Here is a 21,719-nt window from a genome sequence, read left to right as displayed (position 1 = left end):
GAGCCGAAGGTCGGGTATGTTGAGGCTTGCGGGTTGAAGGGACGGGTTTGGTTTTTGGGGCCAGGCCCGTTGTTCAGGTAACGAGGCGAGGGATACGATCGAGGGCGACCCGGACGATCTGCTGGTTGGGACAGGCGGTGGGCCATTGGACGCGGATCAAGGTCTTCATTTCGACGACACGGGCAGCGATCTTGATGAGGTGCAGGCGCAAGGTATCGAACTGGACAGTGCGCCATATTGAGCGTTTCGGCATGGCGGTGCGCAGACCCCACATAAGCCAGTAGGCACCGGCATGAAGGAACAGCCGCAACTGGTTGGCCGTGGCCTTTGTGCAGGATGTACGGTCTGCGGCGAGATGGGTTTTCCACGACTTGATGTGATTTTCCGCCTGCCCCCGCCGGCAATAGACCTGCTCGTAGAGCCAGCGGGGCGAGCCCTTTTTGAGATTGGTGACGACGAAGCGGGTGTCGGCCCCCTGATCGCCGACTTCGACGCGGGCGATGATCCGCTCGACGCGGCTCCAGCTTTTAGCGCCGTCGTGGAATGCCTTGAAGCGGCGCACCTTGCCATCGTCGGTTGCGGCCTCGAAGCGCGCTTTGGTGCTGGTTTCGAGATCGGTGACATGGCGGCGCAATGTCGAGGTCGGCGCGACGCCCAGGATGAAGTCGTGTCCGCCCGCCCGGCACCAGTCGATGACCTCGGGACAGCAATAATGACTGTCGCCGCGCAGCATGATCTGCGTTCTTGGCCAGTTGGCGCGGATTGCACGCATCAGGCGGCGCAGGAAAGCCCTGATTTCCTTGCCGCCGGGTCGTTTGGCCGGGCGTAGCACGGCAGTGATGAAGCGGCCCTCGCCATCGAACACGACGATGGGTTGGAAGCCATATTCGTCATGATGGGCATTGAATAATCGCAACTGCTGGCCGCCATGCACGGCATCGAATGTGTCATCAATGTCGAGGACAATACGCTTGGGCACGGTGCGGAAGGAATCGCAATACAGATCAACCATCGCCCGGCCCATGCCCAGCAACGCACGCGTATCAGGCAGGTTCTCCAGTCGCGAGATCGTCGGCTGCGAACATAGCGCGCGATCCGAAGGTGCCAGATCAAGGGCCAGCTTGAACATCGGGTCGACGCGCAGACTGGAGGCGTCATTGCCATCCTCGTAACCCGCCGCAATCATCATCAGCCGGAAGCGGATAATGTCGGTAAGGCTGTGGGTGATCAGATCCGGCGCGCGGGGATCTTTGATGCAGGCCGCCATGCGATCCGCAACGCCAAGGCGCTGCTCCACCTCGCGCAACAGCAAAATCCCGCCGTCTGACGATAGCAGACCGCCGTCAAATCTGACGTCCAACCGCTTGCCCGAAACAGGTGACAGACCAGGTAGCGGCAGCGTAGGATCGTCCATGGCGGGTGTAGCTTTCTTGAAATGACGTTGATCGGATTAGACAACCAAATCATACGTTAAATCAGATGCTTACGCTACATCCGCCAACCCCCGATGAATTATACGGGTTAGCGGAAAGGACGGCAACCGTGACAAAGGATACGATGATCGGCGTGGATTTGGCAAAATCTGTTTTTCAGCTGCACGGTGCATCGATGACGGGGCAGCCGAAGTTTCGAAAGAAACTGTCGCGTGTAGCGCGACGATTACGGTGTCCGGTCGGCGTCAATTTTGATGGCCGATAGGTGGCCGCGCCGGTTGGTGAATTCTGGCTACCATTTGCTGTTGCGAGGAGCAACCGTCGAGCGACAATTACGACGCTGGGTAATTGTCGCTGGCGCTGGCCGGAAGCGAGGGTTTGAAGCGCATGGGATGGTTGGCATGTAATTGGCGCTGGCGACAATTACCCGTTGCCTCAGCAAGGGTGCTCCCGAGCGCGAAGCCAGCGACAATTATGATGGCCGGTCCGGGGCGCCATTGGGCGGGTCGTAATCGCCGGCGTTGATGCGGGCGACGGCGGAACGCTTGCGGTAGCTTTCGCCGTTCATCTCGATGATGGTCGAGTGGTGCACGAGGCGGTCGATCGCGGCGACAGTCATGGCGGGATCAGGGAAGACGTTGTCCCATGCCGAAAATGGCTGGTTGGCGGTAATGGCGAGCGAGTGGCGTTCGTAGCGGTGGGCGATGAGCTCGAACAAGGCGCTGGTCTCGACCTGGTCCTTGCGGACGTAGGACAGATCGTCGAGCACGATGAGATCGAACTTGTCGAGCTTGTCGAGCATGGCGGGCAGGCTGAGGTCGCGGCGCGCGGACTGGAGCTTCTGGACCATGTCGGTGGTGGAGCAGAACAGGACGCGCCGCCCCGTGTCGATGAGGGCATGGCCAATGGCGGCAACTGCGTGCGTCTTGCCGGTCCCGCTCTGGCCGAACAGCAGCAGGTTGCCGCCGTTCTCGATCCAGTCGTCACCGGCGGCGAGGGACAAGAGGTGCGGTTTGCGGATGCCGGGGGCGGCGTCGAAATCGAAGGTGGCGAAGGTCTTGCCTGCGGGCAAGCCGGACTGGTCGCGATGGCGCTGGATGCGCCGGGAGGAGCGATCAGCCATCTCGATCTCGAGAAGCGAGGCCAGCAGGTTGGCGGCCGGCCAGCCATCGCGATCGGCGGTGTCGGTGAGGCGCTTCCAGTTGCGGTTGATGCTCGGCAGGCGCAAGGCCTTCATCAGGGTAGGCAGTACGGCGGCGGCCTGATCCTTGGTGCGGGTCATCAGTGCACCTCCCCGCTGGCGATCAGGCTGTTGTAGCTGTGCAGATCGGGTGGCGGGATAGCGACATCGCGCTGCGATCTTGCGGTTGGCAGGAACTCGTCCCTGAGCGCATCGACATCGGGCAAGCGCCCGCTGTCGAGAGCCTCATCGATCCGCCGGGCCAGCACGTCGACACAGTCGCCCCTGGCGGCGATATCGAGCAGCGCGACGGCATCGCGGCAGGCCTGCCGTCCATCGAGTTGGGCATCGAAGGCTTGCCAGGCCCGCCGGTAGGCGTGATCGGGGAAGAGGGCTTCGCGGTAGACGAGGTTGCGCAGTGCACCGGGCTTGCGGCGCAGGTTACCGATCATGTGCCGGAAATCGATGCTATGCCCCCGGTGGGGATGACTGATCCGCACACGCGGCGTGGACATTACCCTGTCTGGACCGAGGAAGAGCTCGATGCGATCGTCAAAGAGATGCGCGTTGAGGCGCCGTCCGACGAGGCGGGAAGGCACCGAATAGGTAACCCGATCGATGGCGACGGTGCCGTTGCGGGTGACATCGACGGTGACCATGGCGAAATCGGTGGTTCGCCTTGCGGGCAGCGCCTTGAGTACCCTGCGTTCTGCATCGATGCGCGCAGCATGCCGCCGGTTCTGTCTGGCGACCTGCGCCTCAACGAACTCGCGCCAGGCCTCGATGCTGACGAAATCGCGGCTGCCCCGCCGGCGTAAGGCCTGATCGAGCCGTCGCTTGAGATGGGCATGGGGACCTTCGATCGATCCGTTCTCGTGCGCCTCGCCGCGGTTGTTGCGGGTAGCAAACATGCCGTAATGACGACACAGATCGTCATAGCTTCGGGTGAAATCCCGCTGCGCATCGGCGTCGAGGTTTTTGTAGGCGGCTGACAGGGAATCGCTGCGGTGTTCGGCCGGCGCACCGCCCAGCTTCCACAACGCATCCTGCAGGTGCTCCGAAAGGGCGGCAAAGCTCTCCCCGCCCAGCACGACAGCCGCATGCTCCCAGCCACTCGCCGCCAAGCGGAAGTGGTAGAGGCGATAGGCCAGGGTCTCGCCGGCAACAGTGACCTTGAGACTGTCGCATACCGTGAAATCCGACAGGCCCTGCCGACCGGGCTCATGATGCTGCGGGAAGAAGATCTCCTTCTCGCCGCCGTGCAGTGCCCGCCAGCGGGCGATCCGGCGTTCCAGTGTTCGTCGTATCGCATCGGGAACAGCATCCTCGCCGAACTCGTCCTGGAGCGTCTCGAAGACCGTGACGGCAATGATACCGTCGATCTGGAGCAACTCCTCTATACGTGGCCAGAATGGCTCGAGCGGATCGGCGCGGGTGCGCCAGTGGCGCTCCTTCTTCTTCTGGGACGGAAGCTGCGGATCGTTCTCGATCCGGCGTGCGCTGCGTTCGCTGATACCGGCCTTGGCAGCCGCGACGGCCTGGGTGTGTTGGCGACGATGGGTCATGAAGAGAAATACCTGCTGATCGGAAATGTGGTGGCCCGGCATCGCAAACCCATCGCTCGTTGTTCGATGAGTGTTCCGATACCACCGCCCGCCACAGCCCCGATCTGCCCCCCGAAAGAAAGGGAAAAAGATCGCCACCGGTTGTCTGGTCCGCTCTCCGGTCGGGGCTGCGCCCCTCCCTACGATCAGACCAGACAACCGATCCTACCGGCCATCATAGTCGCCGCTCAACCGGCCATCGTAGTTGTCGCCGCGCAGTCGCGGCAGGGTTTCGCTGATTTCATGGCCAAGCAGCCTCCCGCCATTGTTGTCATGGAAGCGTGCGGCAGCGCGCATTACTGGGCGCGCGAGATGAGCAGGCGCGGACACGACGTGAAGTTGATCGCTCCGCATTACGTGAAGCCGTTCGTCAAGCGGCAGAAGAACGACGCGGTGGATGCCGAAGCCATAGTGATCGCTGCACAGCGGCCAGAAATGCGTTTCGTCGAGCCTAAGTCTACGGAACAGCAAAGCCGTACCATCCTGTTTCGCGCTCGAGAGCGGCTGGTCCACCAGCGCACGGAGCTGGTGAACGCTCTTCGGGCGTGCCTCTACGAATTTGGCCATGTCGTTCCGCAGGGACTTCACCAGCTCGGCAAAATCAAAGGCATCCTGGATGAACCAAACAGCGACCTGCCCGAACTGATGCGCAACGAGTGCGATGATCTGATGAAGCAGATTGCGGAGAAGACGGTTCGCATTGATGCCCGGACGGCGAAGATCAAGGCTCTCGCAGCTAAAGCAGATATTGCACGGCGCTTGCAGACGATACCCGGAATTGGTCCATTGACCGCCTTAGCCGTTGAAGCCTTTGCTCCATCGATGGAGTGCTTCCGCTGCGGCCGCGACTTTGCCGCCTGGCTTGGCCTCGTCCCACGCCAATTTTCCTCAGGCGGTAAAGAACGGCTCGGTCGGGTATCAAAGGCGGGGCAGAGCGATATCCGCAGACTTCTGATTATTGGAGCAATGTCCCGCCTGAATTGGCTCGGCCGGAAATCGATCCCGGAAGGCTCGTGGCTAGCACGCATCGCGGCGCGAAAGCCAAGGATGCTTGTCGCGATCGCGCTGGCCAACAGGATGGCGCGGACGATATGGGCTCTGCTGACAAAGAATGAGGATTATCGAGATTCGGCGCAGGTGGCAGCAGCATGATCGACACGCTGCATAATCTATCTGACGTCGGATGAAGGGGGTGTGAGAAGGCGACGACCCGAATGGGCAAAATGATCGAACAGATCTGGATTAGGAAAACCAGTAATCGGCTAAGGGCAATAAAGCTCGGGAAGTAGATTTGGACCTGATCCGCAGATCACCATACTGGCCTGCGGCTTCTGAAAATGCCGCATAGGAAGGCCTGACAGAAGACCGCACTCGATCACACGCGCATCGGATCAAAACTTCTTGCACCACGGGCGGCAACCACAGAAGCCAGTTCACCAGCCACGCCTTCACCAGCGTGCTGCTGCGCGAGGAAATCGCCATCAGCATGGATGGCCGGGGCGCCTGGCGCGACAATGTGATGGTCGAGCGCCTGTGGCGCTCGGTGAAATATGAGGAGGTTTACCTCCGCGCCTACGGCGGGGTCAGCGAAGCCCGCGAGTCGATCGGTCGTTATCTGAGCTTCTACAATGGAAGGAGGCCACATTCGAGCCTCGCCGCCAGGACGCCGGATCAGGCGTATTTTGACAACCTGCCGGTAATGATGGCAGCATGAGCCAAAGGCCAGCGAAGCTAAGTTGGCAACCAATATGGGGCGTCACTCCAGTAGGGCTACGCCCTCCCTGCATGACGCCCCATATTGGCAAGGCAAGGAACCCGGCAGACGATCCACTTAACCGTTGCCGATCCCTGTTCAGACAAACCCGGCCACCTCTATATCTCCCCGATGCGAGTCGTGAGATCCCGATGCTGCGCCCGAAATGGGCAGCGCCGCGTGCAGCAACCTCGCCAAATCACTCAGCGCAGCGATATCGACGTAAGGTGCAACGCAGATGTGCAAGGTCGAGCAGGTCAAACGGTCGAACATCCACACCGGAATCTCAAGCCAGCGCTCCGACGCCGATCCTGCCGAACTGCAGCGGAGAACTTCCCCGCTCGCCCGTCCTATGACCTCATGAATGTGAACATGGCGCCCCGACCAAGAGTGCCAAGGATAAAGAACTTCGCGGATATCGGTATCGTGGGCGTTCCGTCGCCTTGCTGTACAACACGCGGCGATCTCACTCGGACTGGCAGGGCGAACCCCGGCCGAGGCCTATAGGCGGATCGTCGCTCCAGATCATGGGGGGGGGGCATGCCCCCCCATGATCTGGTGACCAAACTGGCGGCATAATCACACCCGGGATTAGCTTAACTTCGCCGCCAAACTATCCAAGAAGGCGGCACCATATGTGGACGGCTCCCTCTTGGAAGGGCTGAGCGGAAAAATTTGATCGGATCGCTTGCGTCCATATGTCCGGCCTTTGGGTGCAACCGCACATGGTCGCTGGCCAAGATGGTTTCCGCAGCGTGAGTTCCTAACACCTCAGCGGCTTCGAACAGCCATTGGTCCCGAAGGAATGCCACACGCCTTGGATCGATCGATCGCACCTTGGATCGATCGATCGCACCATCTGCTCTTCTCTTGCAAGATCTGGCATCAGCTCAGTACGATAGCGTCAAATTTGCTCATCGTATCAGGCCGATCTCTCACGCGGCAACCGTTGGTGCGCCTAAATCTGCTCTTCGATACCCCTCACCGCTTACCATCAGTTTCCAAGCAATGCGCGCGATCTTGTTGGCGAGCGCCACTGCGACGAGCTTCGGCTTTTTCCGTTCTAGCAATCCCAGCAGCCAAGGCGAGGCATTCCTGCCGCCGCTGCGACGGACATGCTGGACGACGGCGGTGGCTCCGACCACCAACGTGCTCCGTAAGAGTTCATCGCCAGCTCGCGTGATGCCTCCGAGCCTGACTTTGCCGGCAGTCGAGTGATCTTTAGGGGTCAAGCCGATCCAGGCCGCAAAGTCTCGCCCGGACTTGAACATGCGCGGGTCAGGAGCTTTCATCATCAGCAGGGATGCGCCGATCGGACCGATCCCGGGGATATTTGCGAGCCGCTGGCTGCATTCGTCGTTGCGATGCCATTCCATAAGCTTGGCCTCGACCCGCTCGATCTCGTGCAGAAGCTGCGCGTATTCCTGACCGTGAAGCGCGAACAGTTCGCGCGCAAGTTCGGGAAGTCGTTCGTCAGCCGCGATGCGATCGAGCAGGTGTTCGATCCGGCACATGCCCGTTGCTGCGGTGATCCCGAATTCCGCAGCGAAGCCTCGGATCGCGTTGGCAAGCTGGGTGCGTTTCTTGATGAGCCTGGTGCGCATGCCCACAAGCATGAGCGCCGCCTGCTGGTCGGCACTCTTCGTCGGCACGAACCGCATCGTCGGGCGGCTCATTGCCTCGCGCAGGGCTTCAGCATCCGCTGCATCGTTCTTGCCGCGCTTGACGTATGGTTTCACCAGTTGCGGCGCGATCAACTTTACCTCGTGGCCAAAAGAACCAAGAACACGCGCCCAGTAATGCGCGCTGCCACAAGCCTCAATGGCGACAACGGTCGGCGGCAACTCCTCGAAGAACTCGACCATTTTCCGTCGCGTCAGCCTCTTGCGCAGGATCGGCCTGTCTGCCGCATCAACGCCATGCAGCTGAAAAACGTTCTTTGACGTGTCCATGCCTATGTGGGTAATCTGTTCCATGGTCGGCTCCCTCGAATGAGTCCTCTAACAAACTCACTCTGGCACATCGCGATGCCGTTGGGAGCCGTCCAACCCAACACCTCAGTCCGTCACTCGCTTTCTCCCAATTTTCGCGCTTATCTCATTTTTCGGCTGCGAGCGCCTTGCCAAGTTCGGCCCACATTCTGCCCGAAAGGCGCGCGCCCTCGAGGTAGGGTTCGGGGCAAAGATGGTAGGGCGGGCGGACCGGACCGGCGTTCATCCAGCCGCCTGCGTTCATGCGCGCCTTTTCGAGCGCGATGTTGTAGGTCGAGAATTCCTTGAAGCTGCCGTTTGGGAACAGCGGCGCTGCCGTTGGGCCGAGTCGGCCCATAAATGCCCGCGCCGCGCTCCAATCACCGGTAGCGCGCGCTTGCGACACAAGGTCGCGCAATGTCGTGGTCACCAGCGGGTCACACACGGCACCGCTCGACCAAAAGGCGTCGATCGATTCGTCCATACGAGCTGCGCCGTAGTAGTCGAAGTCGATCGGCAGCAGCTTGATCCGTCCCCGAATGGCTGCAAGGTCCGGCAGCAAGTGAGCGACGCCAATGTATTTCGCCGTGACGACTTGGGGAATCTCCGCCACCTGAGCCCAGAACGAGCGTGGAAAATCGAACTTGAAGGCTTCGGGATTGGCATAGATGGCAATGTTCATCTCAGGCACGGCTTCAGCTAAATCCTTGTAGAACTGCACCGCAACATCAACGCTTGGCGCGCACCACATCGGAACTCCCAGCATCGTGCCATCGGCACCAATATCAAGCGCTTGACGTGTCAACGCGATAGTGTCGCGCGTGTTGAGGCAGGTGGTGCCAACGAAAATCGGCACTCGGCCGGCTGCTGCATCGACCAGCGCCTTTATGAAATCGAGCTTTTCGTCGTGGGTCATGGTCGCCGCTTCGCCAAGCGTCCCCATACTGAGAATTCCGTTGATCCCTGCATCGATCAGGCCATTAACCACACGCGCTGTCTCATCGAGGTCAACTGTCTTTGTCGCGCGCCAATCCGAGGCATCATCCTTCGCCGGAGTGGGAATAATCGCCCAGGCACCTTTGACGTCGTCTGGTTTCATGAGTGTACGGGCCACTTCGTTTCTCTCCTCAAATCCGGTCCGGTGATCGCCGCTGCAGCGCCTAATCATTTGACATTGCGCAACGCATTTCCGTTCTCGATATAGATCATGAATATAGGAAAGGCAACCTCCCAGCCTTGCGTTTCGTTGCAGGAATGTGAATAAAGGAGGAGCAACATCATGACTTCTGCCAAGCCGTTCGACAACCAGATCGCGGTTGTGACCGCTGGCGCTCAAGGCATCGGGCTAGCCCCAGCCAGGCGTATGGCTGAGGAAGGCGCCATCGTGATCATTGCCGACCGAGCGGCTGACGCTACGCAGGCTACGGTCGATCGCCTGCGGGACAATGGCTGCGATGTTCATGCCGCCATCTTCGACCTCGAGAAATGCGAGGGAGCGACCGAACTGTACCGGACGGTTGCAGATCAATTCGGCCAAATCGACGTGGCGGTCCACAATGTCTGTGGTACGATCTGGGCTAAGCCCTATTGGGATTCTACCCCCGACGAGATTTGTGCCGAAATCAACCGCTCGGTGTGGCCGACACTTTGGTGCCGCCATGCGGTGTTGCCGTACATGCTCGCGGCCGGGCGCGGTTCAGTCGTAAATATCGGTTCAGTGGCCACGCGCGGCGTGAACAAGACTCCCTATCCCGCCGCCAAGGACGGAGTCGCTGCTTTGACCGCCGCTTTGTCGCTGAACTGGAAACCAGCGGTGTCCGAATTAGCGGTTTGTGATCTGACGGTAGCGTATCCGGGATGTCGCAAGTAGTTTTTGCATTGGTGTGGCGGGAAGTCGTCGAGGAGGGAGCCGACCCGGTTCCATAACCCTTCCCGTGTGCGCTCACCGGCCTTTCGCAGCAGATGCTTGAGCTTGGCGAAGACCATCTCGATCGTGTGTTCATGATAACTCTCCAGTGCAGATTCCTGTTGAGCTGTTTTGGAAGTCGACGAGCCAGATGCGCTGGGATGGTCGAGGAACAGCGTATGTTCGGCACCGATCTGATCGGGAGCCTGGCCCATGTACCACGCGCAGCGCTGCCGCGATGGGGCCTTCCAGGCTGACCGCTGCCTCTGCGGTTCTAGTGCCTGTGCATCGTCGCGCCGCTTGGCTGCCCATCGTGCAACGGTGTTCCGGCTCTGAGGCACTAAATGAACCTGTGACGGGTCACCCCACGCGATCCCGAACCCATGAGCGATGCGTTCAAGGCGGGTTTTGCAGGAGTGATGGAGCAGACCTTGCGCGACACCCCTATGCTCCGCTTCGGCGAACCCGATGAACTGGCCGCTGCAATTTGTTTTTTCGCCTCTCAGGAGGCCTCCTACCTCACCGGGCAGACACTCTTCGTCGCGGGCGGCGGGATCGGATAAGGCCCCCCGCCGCCGACGCGCTATCGAGCAGACTGCATAAGCAATTCGCGCAGAGACACGTCTGCATCCGCAAGCCGGTCGGCGCTCGCCTTCGTCCTCCGTTCGACCAACCGCTTGCCAATGCCCATATCGGGCGCGCGGTTGACAGTCAGCAGGCCATCAATTGTATTGCCGGACAAAAACAAAGCGACGAAAGCGTTGCTTTCGATATCGCCGCGAAGGACGACCTCGGCCTGTGCCGGAATTTGCCCGCAGAACTGGATGTTCAAATCGAACTGGTCGCTCCAGTACCACATGGGCTTGCAGTAATCGACTTCGTGACCAAGCATCGCCGAGGCCGCCGCTTGGGCCTGGTCGGAAGCGTTCTGATAGGTTTCCTGCCGGAAGCGACCGCCAAAAAAACCGTCCTGCTCGGCGACGTCACCGGCGGCAAATATCGCCTTATTGCTGGTCTGGCATCGACGGTCGACGACGATCCCATTGTTTACAGTCAACCCGGCATCGACCGCGAGCGAGGTGGCAGGAATGATCCCCACCCCAACGACGACGGCATCACAAGGGATGACGGTGCCGTCGTCGATCTCGACTGCGGATACGCGGCCGTCCGCGAACTTGAAACCCGTTACGCCCCGGTTGAAATGGGTCTTGACCCCGCGCTTGCGGTGCTCCTCGCCCAGCCACTGACCGAAACGTTTGCCCAGTGCCCGTTCCATCGGACCCGCCAACGGTTCTACCGCAGTTACTTCGCAGCCAAGCTTGATCGCGCTAGCAGCCACTTCGGCTCCGATCACGCCCATGCCAACGATCACCACCCGTGCGCCTTGACGAAGGTCGAGGGCCATCCTGGCGGCATCGTCCCGGGTGCGCAGATAATGTACGTTGACGCAATCGGCTCCGGCCAGATTGAGCTTGCGGGCGTGCCCTCCAGTCGCCAGCAGAACCTTGTCGGCAGCGACCAATTGGCCACCCGAGAGGCGCACGCCGCCCGCATTCAAATCAATCGCTTCGGCACGGGTGCTGAGCAGCATGTCGATCCGGTTGTCGGAGTACCAGTTTTCATCCTGCAGGAAAAAGTTGTCCGACATTTCGGCTGGATTCCACAGGAACTCCTTGGACAGCGGCGGGCGCTCATAGGGCCTCCAGGGCTCTTCACCGATCAGAGTGATCCGACCGTCGAACCCTACTTGCCGCAGCGCTTCCGCCGCTCGCCCACCCGCTAGATTGGCGCCTACAATCGCTACCGAACGCACCCGATATCTCCCAGTTTCACGGCTTCACTCTCCCCCTGCCCTTTATGCACAGAAGCAAGTCTCTTTGCATATTATGCAAGTCATTGCAACAAAATCAAAAGCAAGGCTAGCTGTGACGACGCATCTTCGCAACCCTGAAAGCGAATTGCAGATGCGTCAGCCCCAATTCTCTGACCGCTTGTGCAACGTTACCGCCGACAGCTTCAACTGAACCACGAACGATCGCATCTTCTATCGTCGAGAGTGTTTCGCCGTTCTGGCGAAGCAAGCCGACTTGCTGGTCAATCCGAAACGACTCTTCTGACTCGGCTCCGCGCCGACCACACAGCTATCCTGCGGCAGAACCATACACCTGGGGAGAAGCTGTTCGTCGATTATGCCGGGGAAAGATCGGGATCGTGGTCGACCGGCTGACTGGCGAGATCCGTGATGCCCATATCTTCGTGGCAGTGCTCGGTGCATCCAGGACCCGCTGCAGCATCCGCGTGTTCACATAGACCAGGCAATTCTGCAGCAAATGGAGCGCCAGCACTGACAACTCCTGATCCTCCCGGCGGTTGGTGGCGATCTCACCGCCCTTGCCGAAGAAGATAACAGTCTGCGCGGCGTGTTTCGAAATCCCGTGGCAAATCGTCGTCAGGATTACGGTAGCGGCCCGCGCCCACCACCAAGATTTCCTTGCAGCGCAGACGCTCGCGTAACGCGGTCAGTACGCAGATCTCATAGTTGATGCGGTTGATCCGCGGACGCCCGTCGTCGTCCTTTTCCACGACCAGGTCGCGCCATTTGGGGGGCACGACACCGTCCAGCGGCACGCCGTCCTCAGGCCGGAGGACGCGCCGGCTGCCACTCGTCCGGCGCAGCCAGTCGACCGCATCGAGCACCAGGCGATGCACCAGGTTATTCGAACGGAATTCCAACACACCCAATACCGCCGGAAGCATGCGCCGATAATGACGCAGATACGAGACGCGCAGCACCCGGTGAACGCGCCGCTCGAAACCGTCCGACGCCTTATGCTCTCGCACGATCGCCGCCAGCACATCGGCGCCGCCCGCTGCCGGAAACACGACATCGCACACCATGCCTTCGGGCTGAAGACAGGCCGCCTCGGCAATCCGGACCAGCAGTCCCTCTTTGCCGTGAACCCGCTCGACTTCGGTCACGAACGCCTTGAGCACCCGGTTGCGAGCCCGGCTGCCGATCGTGTGGACAATTTCGATCAGCAGGTCGATCAGCCCGTCTGTGAGTTCGCGTTCCCGGTGCGCCAGGAAAAGCCCGAACAGCGCGTAGCGTCGGCCATCAGGGTGCCGGCGCATCGTCCAGACGGTCTCGTTGATCGCTCTGCGGCGCAGAATCCGCGCAATGGGATCTCCCAAATCCGGCAAAGCCTCCAAGGGCAACACATGCTGCTTCACAAAGGCAAGCCTGCGTGCCGCTATCAGTATGTTGTCAATATTGGGCTGCCCGGGATCCGCTTTCAGTCCCGAAAAACCTGTGACGCCGTCCTCATCGGCGAGCGAAGCATCAAGCCGTTCCCCGTGCTCGGACGATACAAACGAGGCAATCTTCTCCAGCACCTGATCCTCGAACCCGCGACGGGCCGTGGTGATCAGCGCCGTCAACGCTTCTTCCTCAGGCGCCGCAATCCGGTGCGCGACGAACCAGCCAAGAAGACGGTCCATCATCCCGGAAGCGGGCAAGCCCAACTGGCAAAGCTCGGAGCCAGTCCACGCAGCAGCTGCCTGCATGTCTTGTCGGCGCGCCCGGCGAAATCCCAAATGGTCGAGAATATCGGCACGATGCCGTCGCCCCGATCGGCCGAGCCAGTCATAGCCCTCAAGCACTGCAGGCGATGCTCCGATCTGCTCGGCAAGATACGTAACCACGGTATCCGGAAACTCGCCGGCATCGCGACCAAAGCGTCCCGTCATACGCCCAGAACGAATATGCGATGGAGGCCTTCAAAAAGATCCCATGATGAGAGTTGGATAGCGGTCTGAGGGAGCTCAGAGTCGGTTTGCTACCAACCACTCTGAAAGGATTTGCCATGTCAGCAGACCCCATCTCGCAGCTTGCCGCCATCCGAGTTGATCTTGGCGCAATTTTCGTTTCGCTGGAACTGTCGAAATCGACCTGGCTGGTGACCTCGCTGTCGCCGAGCACCGAGAAGATGTCCCGTCACTCCGTGCCAGGCGGCGATATGCCAGCGCTGCTCGCATGTTTGGATGCCTTGCGCGACAAGGCAGAAGCCCGCGAGGGCCAGCGCTACCCGGTGATCGCTATTCAGGAAGCGGGGCTCGATGGCTTTTGGATTCATCGCGCCCTGGCGTCGGAGGATTGGGTCACCAGCCATGTAGTCGACGCCGCTTCGATTGCGGTCTCGCGCCGGCACCGGCGGGCAAAGACCGACAGGATCGACGGCGAGACGCTGGTTCGTACCCTGATGGCCTGGATGCGCGGTGAGCCGAGGGTGTGCTCGATGGTTCGTGTGCCAACAGTCGAGGAAGAGGACCGTCGGCGGATCGGACGAGAACGCAAGACGCTGGTCAAGGAACGCACGCTTCACACGAACCGGATCAAAGGCCTGCTCTTCAGTGTCGGCATTCGGGGTTATGAGCCGAACCGACGGGATCGGCGTGAACGCCTGGAAGAACTGCGGACGGTCGACGGCAAACCCTTGCCCTTGCATCTCAAGGCGCAGCTCAATCGTGAGCTCGACCGTCTCGAGTTGCTCTGCGAACAGATCAAATGCGTTGAGGCCGAGCGTGACGACATGGCCGAGACTTCGCCACAGGCGATGCTCGCAATGCTCAAGGGCATAGGCCCAGAGTTTGCGAATGTCCTCGCCAGCGAAGGGCTGTTCCGGCATTTCGACAACCGGCGCCAGATCGCAGCTTATGCCGGCCTTGCTCCCTCGCCATGGCGCAGCGGCTCGATCGATCGCGAGCAGGGCGTCTCGAAGTCTGGCAATCCACGCTTGCGCACGACGATGGTTCAAGCCGCATGGCTGTGGCTGCGCTATCAGCCGGACTCGGCTTTGTCCCGCTGGTTCCAGGAACGCGTCAGCCGCAACGGCGGACGCGGCAAGAAGGTCGCCATCATCGCACTGGCACGCAAGCTGCTCGTGGCCTTCTGGAAGTACGCCATGAGCGGTGTCGTGATCGAGGGCGCCGTCATGACGAAGGCCTGATCAACATACTTCATGTGACCCAATCCCCGGGGCACTGATCAGCCCCAATGGATCCAGGCGAACGGACCGTGGTCGTGTCCCGGCGCGTGGTGTAGGTTTTGAGGGTAGCGAAGCTGACCGGACGCGCGCTCATCGAACAAGCGCTGTAGCGGCCGGTCAGTTTCGCGGGTGGTCACCGGCGAACTTCGGATAAGTTTGGGTTGCGAGACTCAACTTACGGAGACCACCGATGACCAATGACAAGATGGACCTGCACGCCCTGGTTGGGAAGACAGCCGACGGCGATTTTCTGCGCGATATGATCGGCTTTGCCGCGCAGCGGCTGATGGAGCTGGAAGTGGGCGACCTTACGGGCGCGGCCTATGGCGACAAGGATCCCGAGCGCCTCGCGCAGCGCAACGGCTATCGGGATCGGGACTGGGAGACGCGGGCAGGCACGGTCGAGCTGCGGATCCCCAAGCTGCGCAAGGGAACATATTTTCCAGGGTTTCTGGAGCCCCGCCGTATGGCAGAGAAGGCACTGACGGCCGTCATCCAGGAAGCTTATATCCAGGGGATCTCGACCCGCTCTGTGGACGATCTGGTCAAAGCCATGGGCATGAGTGGGATCTCAAAGAGCCAGGTCAGCCGACTGTGCGTGGAGATCGACGAGCGGGTGAAGGCCTTTCTCGATCGTCCGATCGAAGGCGACTGGCCCTATCTCTGGATGGACGCGACCTACATCAAAGTGCGGCGAGCCGGTCGCATTGTCTCTGTCGCGGTGATCATTGCCGTCGGCGTTAACAGCGATGGCCGGCGCGAAGTGCTCGGCATGACTATCGGTCATTCCGAAGCTGAGGTCTTCTGGACCGAATTTCTACGCAGTCTTGCCCGTCGGGGTCTGCGCGGCGTGAAGCTGGTGATCTCCGATTCCCACGAAGGCATAAAAGCTTCCGTCGCCAAAGTGTTCAGCGCCACCTGGCAGCGATGCCGGGTTCATTTTATGCGCAATGCGCTGGCCCATGCCGGCAAGAGCGGTCGCCGGGTCGTATCAGCATTCATCGCCACCGCCTTCGCACAGGAAACGCCCGAAGCCGCAAAGGCCCAGTGGCGCAGTGTCGCCGATCAACTACGTTCCACCGTACCCAAGCTGGCTGCTCTCATGGACAATGCCGAGGAAGATGTGCTGGCCTATATGACGTTCCCCGCCCAGCACCGTACCAAGCTGCATAGCAACAATCCAATCGAGCGCCTCAATGGCGAGATCAAACGGCGTACTGATGTCGTCGGCATCTTCCCCAACGAAGAGGCGATTACCCGTCTCGTCGGCGCTATCCTTCTGGAACAGAACGACGAATGGGCCGTCCAACGCTGCCGTTACATGACACTTGAGAGCGTCTCAGGTTTAAGCGATAATCCCATCATCACGTTGCCTGCCATGGCAGCATGATCAATCCGGCTTAGCCGGAAGTCGCTGTGGCTATCCCAGCGAACCTACACCACGCTGTGGGACACGATCCGGACCGTAAGCCCCCCTGGCCGCAACAGCCGTCTCAAAAGAATGGTCCCGTTCTCCTGAGCCCTGCCCCGAACGCGGGATTATGGTGCTGCCGTCTCGAACGGCGACCGGATGTGAGGTTGTACAGGCGAGGCGTGTTCGCCGGTACTCGTAACTCGGCTCAGCTGGATATCATTGGCAATTGGACGGACTGCTAAAATGCTTTGTCACCCCATTGACCGGAGAAACATCATGTGAGGGGGCTTTTCAGCCGAGCTGGCAAAGATCAAAGCCGCCCTACCGGGCGACACGCCCATAGAGGTATGGTTCCAGGACGAGGCCCGTATCGGCCAGAAAAACAAGATCACCCGTCGCTGGGCCAGGCGCGGCACCCGGCCTTCAGCGCCCAAGGATCAGAGGACCAAATCAGCCTACATCTTCGGCGCTATCTGCCCTGAGCTTGGCAAGGGCGCTGGCTTGGTCCTGCCCTTCTGTAATACCCAGACCATGTCGCTGCACTTGGCGGAGATATCGCTCGCTGTCGAACCAGGTGCCCACGGCGTGCTGCTGATGGATCAGGCCGGATGGCACATGACCGGGAAGCTGGAAGTACCCGATAATATCAGCATCGTTCCGCTGCCGCCAAAATGTCCTGAACTCAACCCGGTCGAAAATATCTAGCAGTTCATGCGCGATAACTGGCTATCCAACCGCATCTTCACGTCCCACGACAACATCGTAGACCTTTGCTGCGAAGCCTGGAACAGGCTGATCGATCAGCCCTGGCGCATCATGACAATTGGACGCCGCAAATGGGCACGTGGGTCGTGATCAATGCAGGTTGGTATTACACATGGCGCAGCAAGCTGCGACAGGCTCCTCACCCCGTTCAGCGATACACTCTGCCGGGACGATGCGCGGTTCGTCGATGCCGTCCGCGCCGCCTCGCCCATAATCGCGGAATCTGCCGACCTCGCGCGGCGTTTCTACGCCATACTTGCGTGTTTCGCAAATTCCCGGACACGGATTTCGGTAATTCGCGGACAGTGATTTCAGTAAATACGGGACAGCGATTCCGCTAATTCCGGGACAGTGGTTTCGGGCGGGAATGAGGTTCGTTTTTCGGGCGCGCCGGAGTGGCATTGAGTCCTTTCATCAAGGTGATGGGAGGGAAGATGCCAAGACGGAAGCAAGCGAGACGAACGAACGTGAAGGACATGCGATCGATTCTGCGCCTGACCTATGATCAGGGGCTATCAGTACGGACAGTGTCGGAGCGATTGAAGCTCAGCAAGACGACAGTATCGACCTATGTCCTGCGTGCACGCGAAGTGGGCCTTTCCAGCTGGCCACTGCCACCGGGATATGACGATGATGCGGCTCTTGAGCAGCTTCTCTTTCGCCGTGTCGGGCGGCCTCCGCAGGATCTGAGCGAGCCGGACTGGCCGGTGGTTGCGCGCGAGATCAAGCGCAAGGGTGTGACGCTGACGCTGCTTTGGCAAGAATATCGCGCCGGGCATCCCAATGGCTATGGCTATACCTGGTTCTGCGATCGCTTTGCGGCCTTCCAGAAGTGCACCCATGCAAGCTTCCGTAATCGGCATGAGGCGGGTGCTGTGATGCAGACCGATTATGCAGGTCATACAGTGCCGCTGATCGATCCATCGACCGGGGAAATACACCAGGCGCAGATCTTCGTGGCGGTTCTGGGGGCTTCGTCGCTGACGTTCGTGATGGCCAGCCTGAGTCAGAAGCTCCCCGACTGGATCGAAGGCCAGGTTCAAGCGCTGGGTTACTTCGGCGGGGTAGCCCGCGCCATTGTCTGCGACAATCTGAAAGCCGGGGTGGCGAAGGCGCTGTGGTTCGAGCCGACGCTCAACCAGACCTTTGCAGCGATGGCGGATCATTACGACACGACAATCTTGCCGACCCGCAGTCGTCGTCCACGCGACAAGGGCAAGGTCGAAGGGGCCGTGTTGATCGTCGAGCGCTGGATCCTTGCGCGACTGCGCAACCGGCGCTTCTTCACCCTTGCGGACCTGAATGCGGCGATCGCCGTGTTGCTCGAGGATCTGAATGATCGACCGATGCGCCATGTGGGGCGATCGCGCCGCGCGCTGTTCGAAGAGATCGAGCGGAGCGCCCTTGCGCCGCTCCCGGCAGCGCGGTTCGAATATGCCGAGTGGAAAAGGGCCAAGGTCCATCCCGATTATCATGTCGAGGTCGACAAGACCTTCTACTCGGTCCCGCACCGGCTGATCGGGCGGCAGGTCGATGTCCGGCTCACCCACAGGGTGGTCGAGTTGTTCCACGATCACCAGCGGGTGGCGAGCCATGTCCGGCGGTCCCAGCGCCGGGGCCATGTGACGGTGAGCGAGCATATGCCCAAGGCCCATCAGCGTTATGCCAACATGACGCCAGCCAGCCTGATCGGCAAAGCCGACCAGATCGGCGTCAACGCGGCGATCCTGGTCGAACGGCTGATGCGCGACCGGCCTCATCCTGAACAGGGCTATCGTTCGGCGATGGGCGTTCTGTCGCTGGCCCGGCGCTACGAGCGGGACCGGGTGGAAGCATCATGCGAACGCGCGCTGATCATCAACGCGGTCTCCTACTCTTCGGTCGCCGCGATCCTCAAATCCGGGCTCGACCGGATCAGGCCGGCGACCGAGCCGGCACGACCCACGCCTGCGCACACGAACATCCGTGGCCGGGGCTATTATCAATGAAGAAAGGAAACTCCCATGTTGAACAATCCCACCCTTGATCAGATGCATGCGCTTGGCCTCGCCGGAATGTCCGCCGCGTGGCGCGAGATGACCGCACAAGGCAGCGGCGAGGATCTTGCCCGCGAGGAATGGCTCGGGTTGATGCTCGACCGCGAAATGGCGGTCCGTGCGGACCGGCGTCTAGGCAACAAGCTCAGGTCCGCGCGGTTGCGCTTTGCCGATGCCTGTATCGAGGACATCGACTTTACCGCGCACCGCGGGATGGACCGCCGCGCTATCCTGTCGCTCGCGCAAGGGGCGTGGCTCAAGGCTCATGAGAATCTCATCATTACCGGCCAGACCGGAACCGGAAAAACATGGTTGGGTTGCGCCTTTGGGCGGCAAGCTGCCCGGCTCGATCATCCGGTTCTCTATATGCGCATGCCGCGCCTGTTCGACGCGCTCGCTCTTGCACGCCTCGACGGCAGCTTCCCGCGTCTGGCAGACAGGCTGGCGCGGGTCGAACTGCTTATCCTCGATGACTGGGGCACCCACTCGCTGAGCGATCAGCAGCGGCTCGATCTGCTCGAAATCTTCGAGGAACGCTATCGGCGAAAATCCACGCTGATCACCGCCCAGCTCCCTGTGACCGCCTGGCACGACATGATCGGCGAACCCACCATCGCCGATGCCATACTCGACCGGATCATCCACAATGCCCACCGCATCACCCTCGAAGGGGACAGCATGCGCAAGCAAAAACCACCTCAGGCTTGACCTCAAAGCAAAGCCGCGCGATCAGCCAACCCGACTTCAACAAGGCAAACGGAAAACACACCTCCAGCTGTCCCGGAATTAGCGAAACCGCTGTCCGCGATTTAGCGAAACGAATGTCCCGTTTTTACGAAATACGCACCATACTGATCGGACGCGAAGCCGTAGAGTTCGAGCCATGGCTCGCCCAGGCACTTGGAAGCGCCATCGCTTCGTTCGCGCGCGGCCTCCGGCGCGATATCGATGCGGTGCGCGCCGCATTGATTTTACCGTGGAGCACTGGACCGGTCGAAGGCAAGATCAACAAGCTCAAGCTGATCAAGCGTTCCATGTACGGCCGGGCTGGCCTCGACCTACTCCGGGCGCGTATCATGGCATGACACCTGCACCAAAATTGCGGGAGAGTCCCGTTCCGGGGAAAATTACAGTGCCATTGACAACACCGCCGCGTTCTGGCTGATGTGGCGCATCCCGCAGGAAATCCCCAAGGCCACCGCGCCCAATACCACCACTCTGGCCACCGCCGAGTTCACGACGCTGCGCGTGCGGCTGCTCCAGGTCGCCGCCCGCGTCATCAAGAATGCCTCACGCATCCGGGTTGCGTTCGCATCCGCCTGCCCCGACGCCGCCCTCTTCCGGTCTATCGCCCTCGCGCTCAGGCCCACTCCGGCATAGCCGACGCGGCCGCGCCGCCGAAAGCCTCAACCCCGTCCATCAACCTTGCAAGCCTCTCGACCACCAGCGATGCAACAGGCGCAGCCGACACGCTCGCCTTGATCAAGCCGACAGTGCCGTCGGGTGCCAAACGCGACCAAATACGGCACCGTCATGAATGCGAGGGGTTAAATCGCCACGCGTTCGCCTGGCGATGCTCATTGGCGCGATCTTACTGCTCACTGGTCTCCTTGACGTCCGGCGAGATCCTCGTCGCCCCCAGATATTAACACCGACATTGTCGTTTCCGGCCCGCCTGCTCACATCATTCGAACAGCGGAAAGCAACAGTCAATCGCGCAGTCCGTTCCGGATCCGTTCTACGAGTTTGCCGCTTTTCAACCTATGACGTCAATGGGCCTTTTAATGACCCTGGCTGAGTGCAGAGTACTCAACCATCAGGACGATTGCCGATTCCGCTACCGCCATCACTGAGCAGCACAGTGCCAGTCATGTACGAAGAGTCCCGGCGCGAAGCCAAAAGCGCGTAAAGACCAGCATGGTCGGCTGGTTCGGCTATCCGCCCGAGCGGGGTCATGCTGGAAATCATTTCGTCAAGCCCGGGCATCTGTTCCATCTTCATTTCTGCAAAGCCACCCGTCTGAGTACCGCTGAGTGGGGTCCGGGTCCCTCCCGGTGCAACGCCGTTAACCCGGATTTCGGGTGCCAGTTCCCAGGCCAGTTGCTTGATCAGCCCGAGTACTGCGTGCTTAGAGGCGACGTATAGCGTGCCGCCGCCTCCGGTATAATAACTCGAGGTCGAGGCCGTGAAAATGATGCTTCCCTTAACCTTCCTGAGTTCGGGGATGGCGGCGCGGGCACCAAGAAAATAACCCTTCAGGTTGACGTCGAAGATTTCGTCGAAGACCTTGCCGAGTTGCTCGGGATCCTGCTGTTCGAGCGGGACCATAAAATCCCAGATCCCAACGTTCCCGACAAATACATCGAGCTTGCCGAAAGCCGCCACGGTTTCCGCCACGGCGCGGGCATTGTCTGCATAGGAACGCACGTCTCCCGCCACGGCCACCACGCTGTCCCCATGCCGCGAACGTACGAGTTCTACCTGCTCATCGTCCTTGACCAGGACGCCAACCTTGGCGCCCTCCTCAATATAACGCGCGACCACCGCCGCCCCGATCCCGGTGGCGCCACCGGTAAGTAGCGCCACCTGTCCATCAAGCCTGTTAGACAATTT

16 protein-coding genes and 5 pseudogenes are annotated in these 21,719 nt (G+C 60.5%); 11 read left to right on the top strand and 10 right to left on the bottom strand.

Features of this window, described 5'->3' with window-relative positions; translation table 11 throughout:
• Positions 1-73: 73 nt before the first annotated feature.
• The 3 genes from SPBM01_RS13960 to istA (SPBM01_RS13950) all read right to left on the bottom strand — a co-directional run bounded on the left by SPBM01_RS13960 (position 74) and on the right by istA (SPBM01_RS13950) (position 4,178).
• On the bottom strand, positions 74-1,414 hold the full coding sequence (locus tag SPBM01_RS13960; RefSeq protein WP_043155119.1) for an IS1380 family transposase: 1,341 nt from the start codon (positions 1,412-1,414) through the stop codon (positions 74-76).
• 491 nt (positions 1,415-1,905) lie between these two features.
• The gene (istB, locus tag SPBM01_RS13955) at positions 1,906-2,715 is read right to left on the bottom strand and encodes an IS21-like element helper ATPase IstB (RefSeq protein WP_188062308.1); all 810 of its coding nucleotides are present in this window, start codon (positions 2,713-2,715) and stop codon (positions 1,906-1,908) included.
• Positions 2,715-4,178 carry an IS21 family transposase gene (gene istA / locus SPBM01_RS13950; protein WP_188062307.1) on the bottom strand — a complete coding sequence of 488 codons (1,464 nt, stop codon included), beginning with the start codon at positions 4,176-4,178 and terminating at the stop codon, positions 2,715-2,717. Before istA (SPBM01_RS13950) ends, istB (SPBM01_RS13955) begins: the two co-directional genes overlap by 1 nt.
• Between istA (SPBM01_RS13950) and SPBM01_RS13945 the strand changes: the two genes are divergently transcribed.
• Together SPBM01_RS13945 and SPBM01_RS13940 are read left to right on the top strand one after the other, a co-directional pair.
• Positions 4,170-5,369 carry an IS110 family transposase gene (locus tag SPBM01_RS13945; protein WP_223177702.1) on the top strand — a complete coding sequence of 400 codons (1,200 nt, stop codon included), beginning with the start codon at positions 4,170-4,172 and terminating at the stop codon, positions 5,367-5,369. The two genes, istA (SPBM01_RS13950) and SPBM01_RS13945, sit on opposite strands and share 9 nt — an antisense overlap.
• Before the next feature lie 274 nt (positions 5,370-5,643).
• Positions 5,644-5,931, top strand: a pseudogene (locus tag SPBM01_RS13940) (integrase core domain-containing protein); the annotation flags it as partial.
• Between the two features lie 974 nt (positions 5,932-6,905).
• On the opposite strand, the gene SPBM01_RS13935 reads toward SPBM01_RS13940, so the two are convergent.
• Both SPBM01_RS13935 and SPBM01_RS13930 read right to left on the bottom strand, forming a co-directional pair.
• On the bottom strand, positions 6,906-7,946 hold the full coding sequence (locus SPBM01_RS13935) for an IS110 family transposase (RefSeq protein ID WP_169575492.1): 1,041 nt from the start codon (positions 7,944-7,946) through the stop codon (positions 6,906-6,908).
• A gap of 121 nt (positions 7,947-8,067) precedes the next feature.
• Complete coding sequence (locus SPBM01_RS13930) at positions 8,068-9,039, bottom strand: dihydrodipicolinate synthase family protein (RefSeq protein ID WP_019054261.1); 972 nt, start codon at positions 9,037-9,039, stop codon at positions 8,068-8,070.
• 180 nt (positions 9,040-9,219) lie between these two features.
• On the opposite strand from SPBM01_RS13930, the gene SPBM01_RS13925 reads away from it, so the two are divergent.
• On the top strand, positions 9,220-9,810 hold the full coding sequence (locus tag SPBM01_RS13925; RefSeq protein WP_081764269.1) for an SDR family NAD(P)-dependent oxidoreductase: 591 nt from the start codon (positions 9,220-9,222) through the stop codon (positions 9,808-9,810).
• Here the strand turns inward: SPBM01_RS13925 and SPBM01_RS21950 are convergent.
• A pseudogene (locus SPBM01_RS21950) lies at positions 9,783-9,932 on the bottom strand (IS630 family transposase); the annotation flags it as partial. The gene SPBM01_RS13925 and the pseudogene SPBM01_RS21950 sit on opposite strands and share 28 nt — an antisense overlap.
• Before the next feature lie 297 nt (positions 9,933-10,229).
• Here SPBM01_RS21950 and SPBM01_RS13920 point away from each other — a divergent pair.
• Positions 10,230-10,409 carry an SDR family oxidoreductase gene (locus SPBM01_RS13920; RefSeq protein ID WP_026149929.1) on the top strand — a complete coding sequence of 60 codons (180 nt, stop codon included), beginning with the start codon at positions 10,230-10,232 and terminating at the stop codon, positions 10,407-10,409.
• Between the two features lie 20 nt (positions 10,410-10,429).
• On the opposite strand, the gene SPBM01_RS13915 is transcribed toward SPBM01_RS13920, so the two are convergent.
• The 3 genes and pseudogenes from SPBM01_RS13915 to SPBM01_RS22170 form a co-directional block, all read right to left on the bottom strand.
• Positions 10,430-11,659, bottom strand: coding sequence for an NAD(P)/FAD-dependent oxidoreductase (locus tag SPBM01_RS13915; protein WP_019054263.1), 1,230 nt, complete (start codon positions 11,657-11,659; stop codon positions 10,430-10,432).
• A 328-nt stretch (positions 11,660-11,987) separates the two neighbouring features.
• Positions 11,988-12,227, bottom strand: coding sequence for a Tn3 family transposase (locus SPBM01_RS22175; protein WP_410483060.1), 240 nt, complete (start codon positions 12,225-12,227; stop codon positions 11,988-11,990).
• A 1,093-nt stretch (positions 12,228-13,320) separates the two neighbouring features.
• Positions 13,321-13,593: pseudogene (locus SPBM01_RS22170) on the bottom strand (DUF4158 domain-containing protein); the annotation flags it as partial.
• A gap of 116 nt (positions 13,594-13,709) precedes the next feature.
• Between SPBM01_RS22170 and SPBM01_RS13900 the strand changes: the two are divergent.
• The 7 genes and pseudogenes from SPBM01_RS13900 (at position 13,710) to SPBM01_RS13870 (ending at position 20,486) form a co-directional block, all read left to right on the top strand.
• A complete protein-coding gene (locus SPBM01_RS13900) occupies positions 13,710-14,852 on the top strand; it encodes an IS110 family transposase (RefSeq protein ID WP_043155352.1) in 1,143 nt (380 codons plus the stop codon).
• A gap of 229 nt (positions 14,853-15,081) precedes the next feature.
• A complete protein-coding gene (locus SPBM01_RS13895; protein ID WP_188062306.1) occupies positions 15,082-16,281 on the top strand; it encodes an IS256 family transposase in 1,200 nt (399 codons plus the stop codon).
• Between the two features lie 327 nt (positions 16,282-16,608).
• Positions 16,609-17,160: pseudogene (locus tag SPBM01_RS13890) on the top strand (IS630 family transposase); the annotation flags it as partial.
• 344 nt (positions 17,161-17,504) lie between these two features.
• Positions 17,505-19,058: an IS21 family transposase gene (gene istA / locus SPBM01_RS13885; protein ID WP_096064130.1), complete on the top strand. Its 1,554-nt coding sequence runs from the start codon at positions 17,505-17,507 to the stop codon at positions 19,056-19,058.
• 15 nt (positions 19,059-19,073) lie between these two features.
• Entirely contained in the window at positions 19,074-19,814 is a 741-nt protein-coding gene (gene istB, locus SPBM01_RS13880; RefSeq protein ID WP_119749909.1) for an IS21-like element helper ATPase IstB, read from the top strand.
• A gap of 197 nt (positions 19,815-20,011) precedes the next feature.
• Positions 20,012-20,191, top strand: a pseudogene (locus SPBM01_RS21945) (transposase); the annotation flags it as partial.
• 79 nt (positions 20,192-20,270) lie between these two features.
• On the top strand, positions 20,271-20,486 hold the full coding sequence (locus SPBM01_RS13870; RefSeq protein WP_410483000.1) for a transposase: 216 nt from the start codon (positions 20,271-20,273) through the stop codon (positions 20,484-20,486).
• 429 nt (positions 20,487-20,915) lie between these two features.
• Here SPBM01_RS13870 and hcaB read toward each other — a convergent pair whose 3' ends face one another.
• Positions 20,916-21,716, bottom strand: a complete 801-nt coding sequence (gene hcaB / locus SPBM01_RS13865; protein WP_043152437.1) for a 3-(cis-5,6-dihydroxycyclohexa-1,3-dien-1-yl)propanoate dehydrogenase — start codon at positions 21,714-21,716, stop codon at positions 20,916-20,918.
• Between the last annotated feature and the right edge of the window lie 3 nt (positions 21,717-21,719).

Source organism: Sphingobium sp. KCTC 72723 (assembly GCF_014280435.1).
Lineage (GTDB): Bacteria > Pseudomonadota > Alphaproteobacteria > Sphingomonadales > Sphingomonadaceae > Sphingobium.
This window is presented reverse-complemented; position numbering and strand designations above follow the sequence as displayed.

What these genes read in the sequence shown, in the direction of transcription:
- SPBM01_RS13960 (WP_043155119.1), bottom strand. Translation starts at nt 1,414, where the DNA reads ATGGACGATCCTACGCTGCCGCTACCTGGTCTGTCACCTGTTTCGGGC.
- istB (WP_188062308.1), bottom strand. Translation starts at nt 2,715, where the DNA reads ATGACCCGCACCAAGGATCAGGCCGCCGCCGTACTGCCTACCCTGATG.
- SPBM01_RS13945 (WP_223177702.1), top strand. Translation starts at nt 4,170, where the DNA reads ATGGGTCATGAAGAGAAATACCTGCTGATCGGAAATGTGGTGGCCCGG.
- istA (WP_188062307.1), bottom strand. Translation starts at nt 4,178, where the DNA reads ATGACCCATCGTCGCCAACACACCCAGGCCGTCGCGGCTGCCAAGGCC.
- SPBM01_RS13935 (WP_169575492.1), bottom strand. Translation starts at nt 7,946, where the DNA reads ATGGAACAGATTACCCACATAGGCATGGACACGTCAAAGAACGTTTTT.
- SPBM01_RS13930 (WP_019054261.1), bottom strand. Translation starts at nt 9,039, where the DNA reads ATGAAACCAGACGACGTCAAAGGTGCCTGGGCGATTATTCCCACTCCG.
- SPBM01_RS13925 (WP_081764269.1), top strand. Translation starts at nt 9,220, where the DNA reads ATGACTTCTGCCAAGCCGTTCGACAACCAGATCGCGGTTGTGACCGCT.
- SPBM01_RS13920 (WP_026149929.1), top strand. Translation starts at nt 10,230, where the DNA reads ATGAGCGATGCGTTCAAGGCGGGTTTTGCAGGAGTGATGGAGCAGACC.
- SPBM01_RS13900 (WP_043155352.1), top strand. Translation starts at nt 13,710, where the DNA reads ATGTCAGCAGACCCCATCTCGCAGCTTGCCGCCATCCGAGTTGATCTT.
- SPBM01_RS13895 (WP_188062306.1), top strand. Translation starts at nt 15,082, where the DNA reads ATGACCAATGACAAGATGGACCTGCACGCCCTGGTTGGGAAGACAGCC.
- istA (WP_096064130.1), top strand. Translation starts at nt 17,505, where the DNA reads ATGCCAAGACGGAAGCAAGCGAGACGAACGAACGTGAAGGACATGCGA.
- istB (WP_119749909.1), top strand. Translation starts at nt 19,074, where the DNA reads ATGTTGAACAATCCCACCCTTGATCAGATGCATGCGCTTGGCCTCGCC.
- SPBM01_RS13870 (WP_410483000.1), top strand. Translation starts at nt 20,271, where the DNA reads ATGTGGCGCATCCCGCAGGAAATCCCCAAGGCCACCGCGCCCAATACC.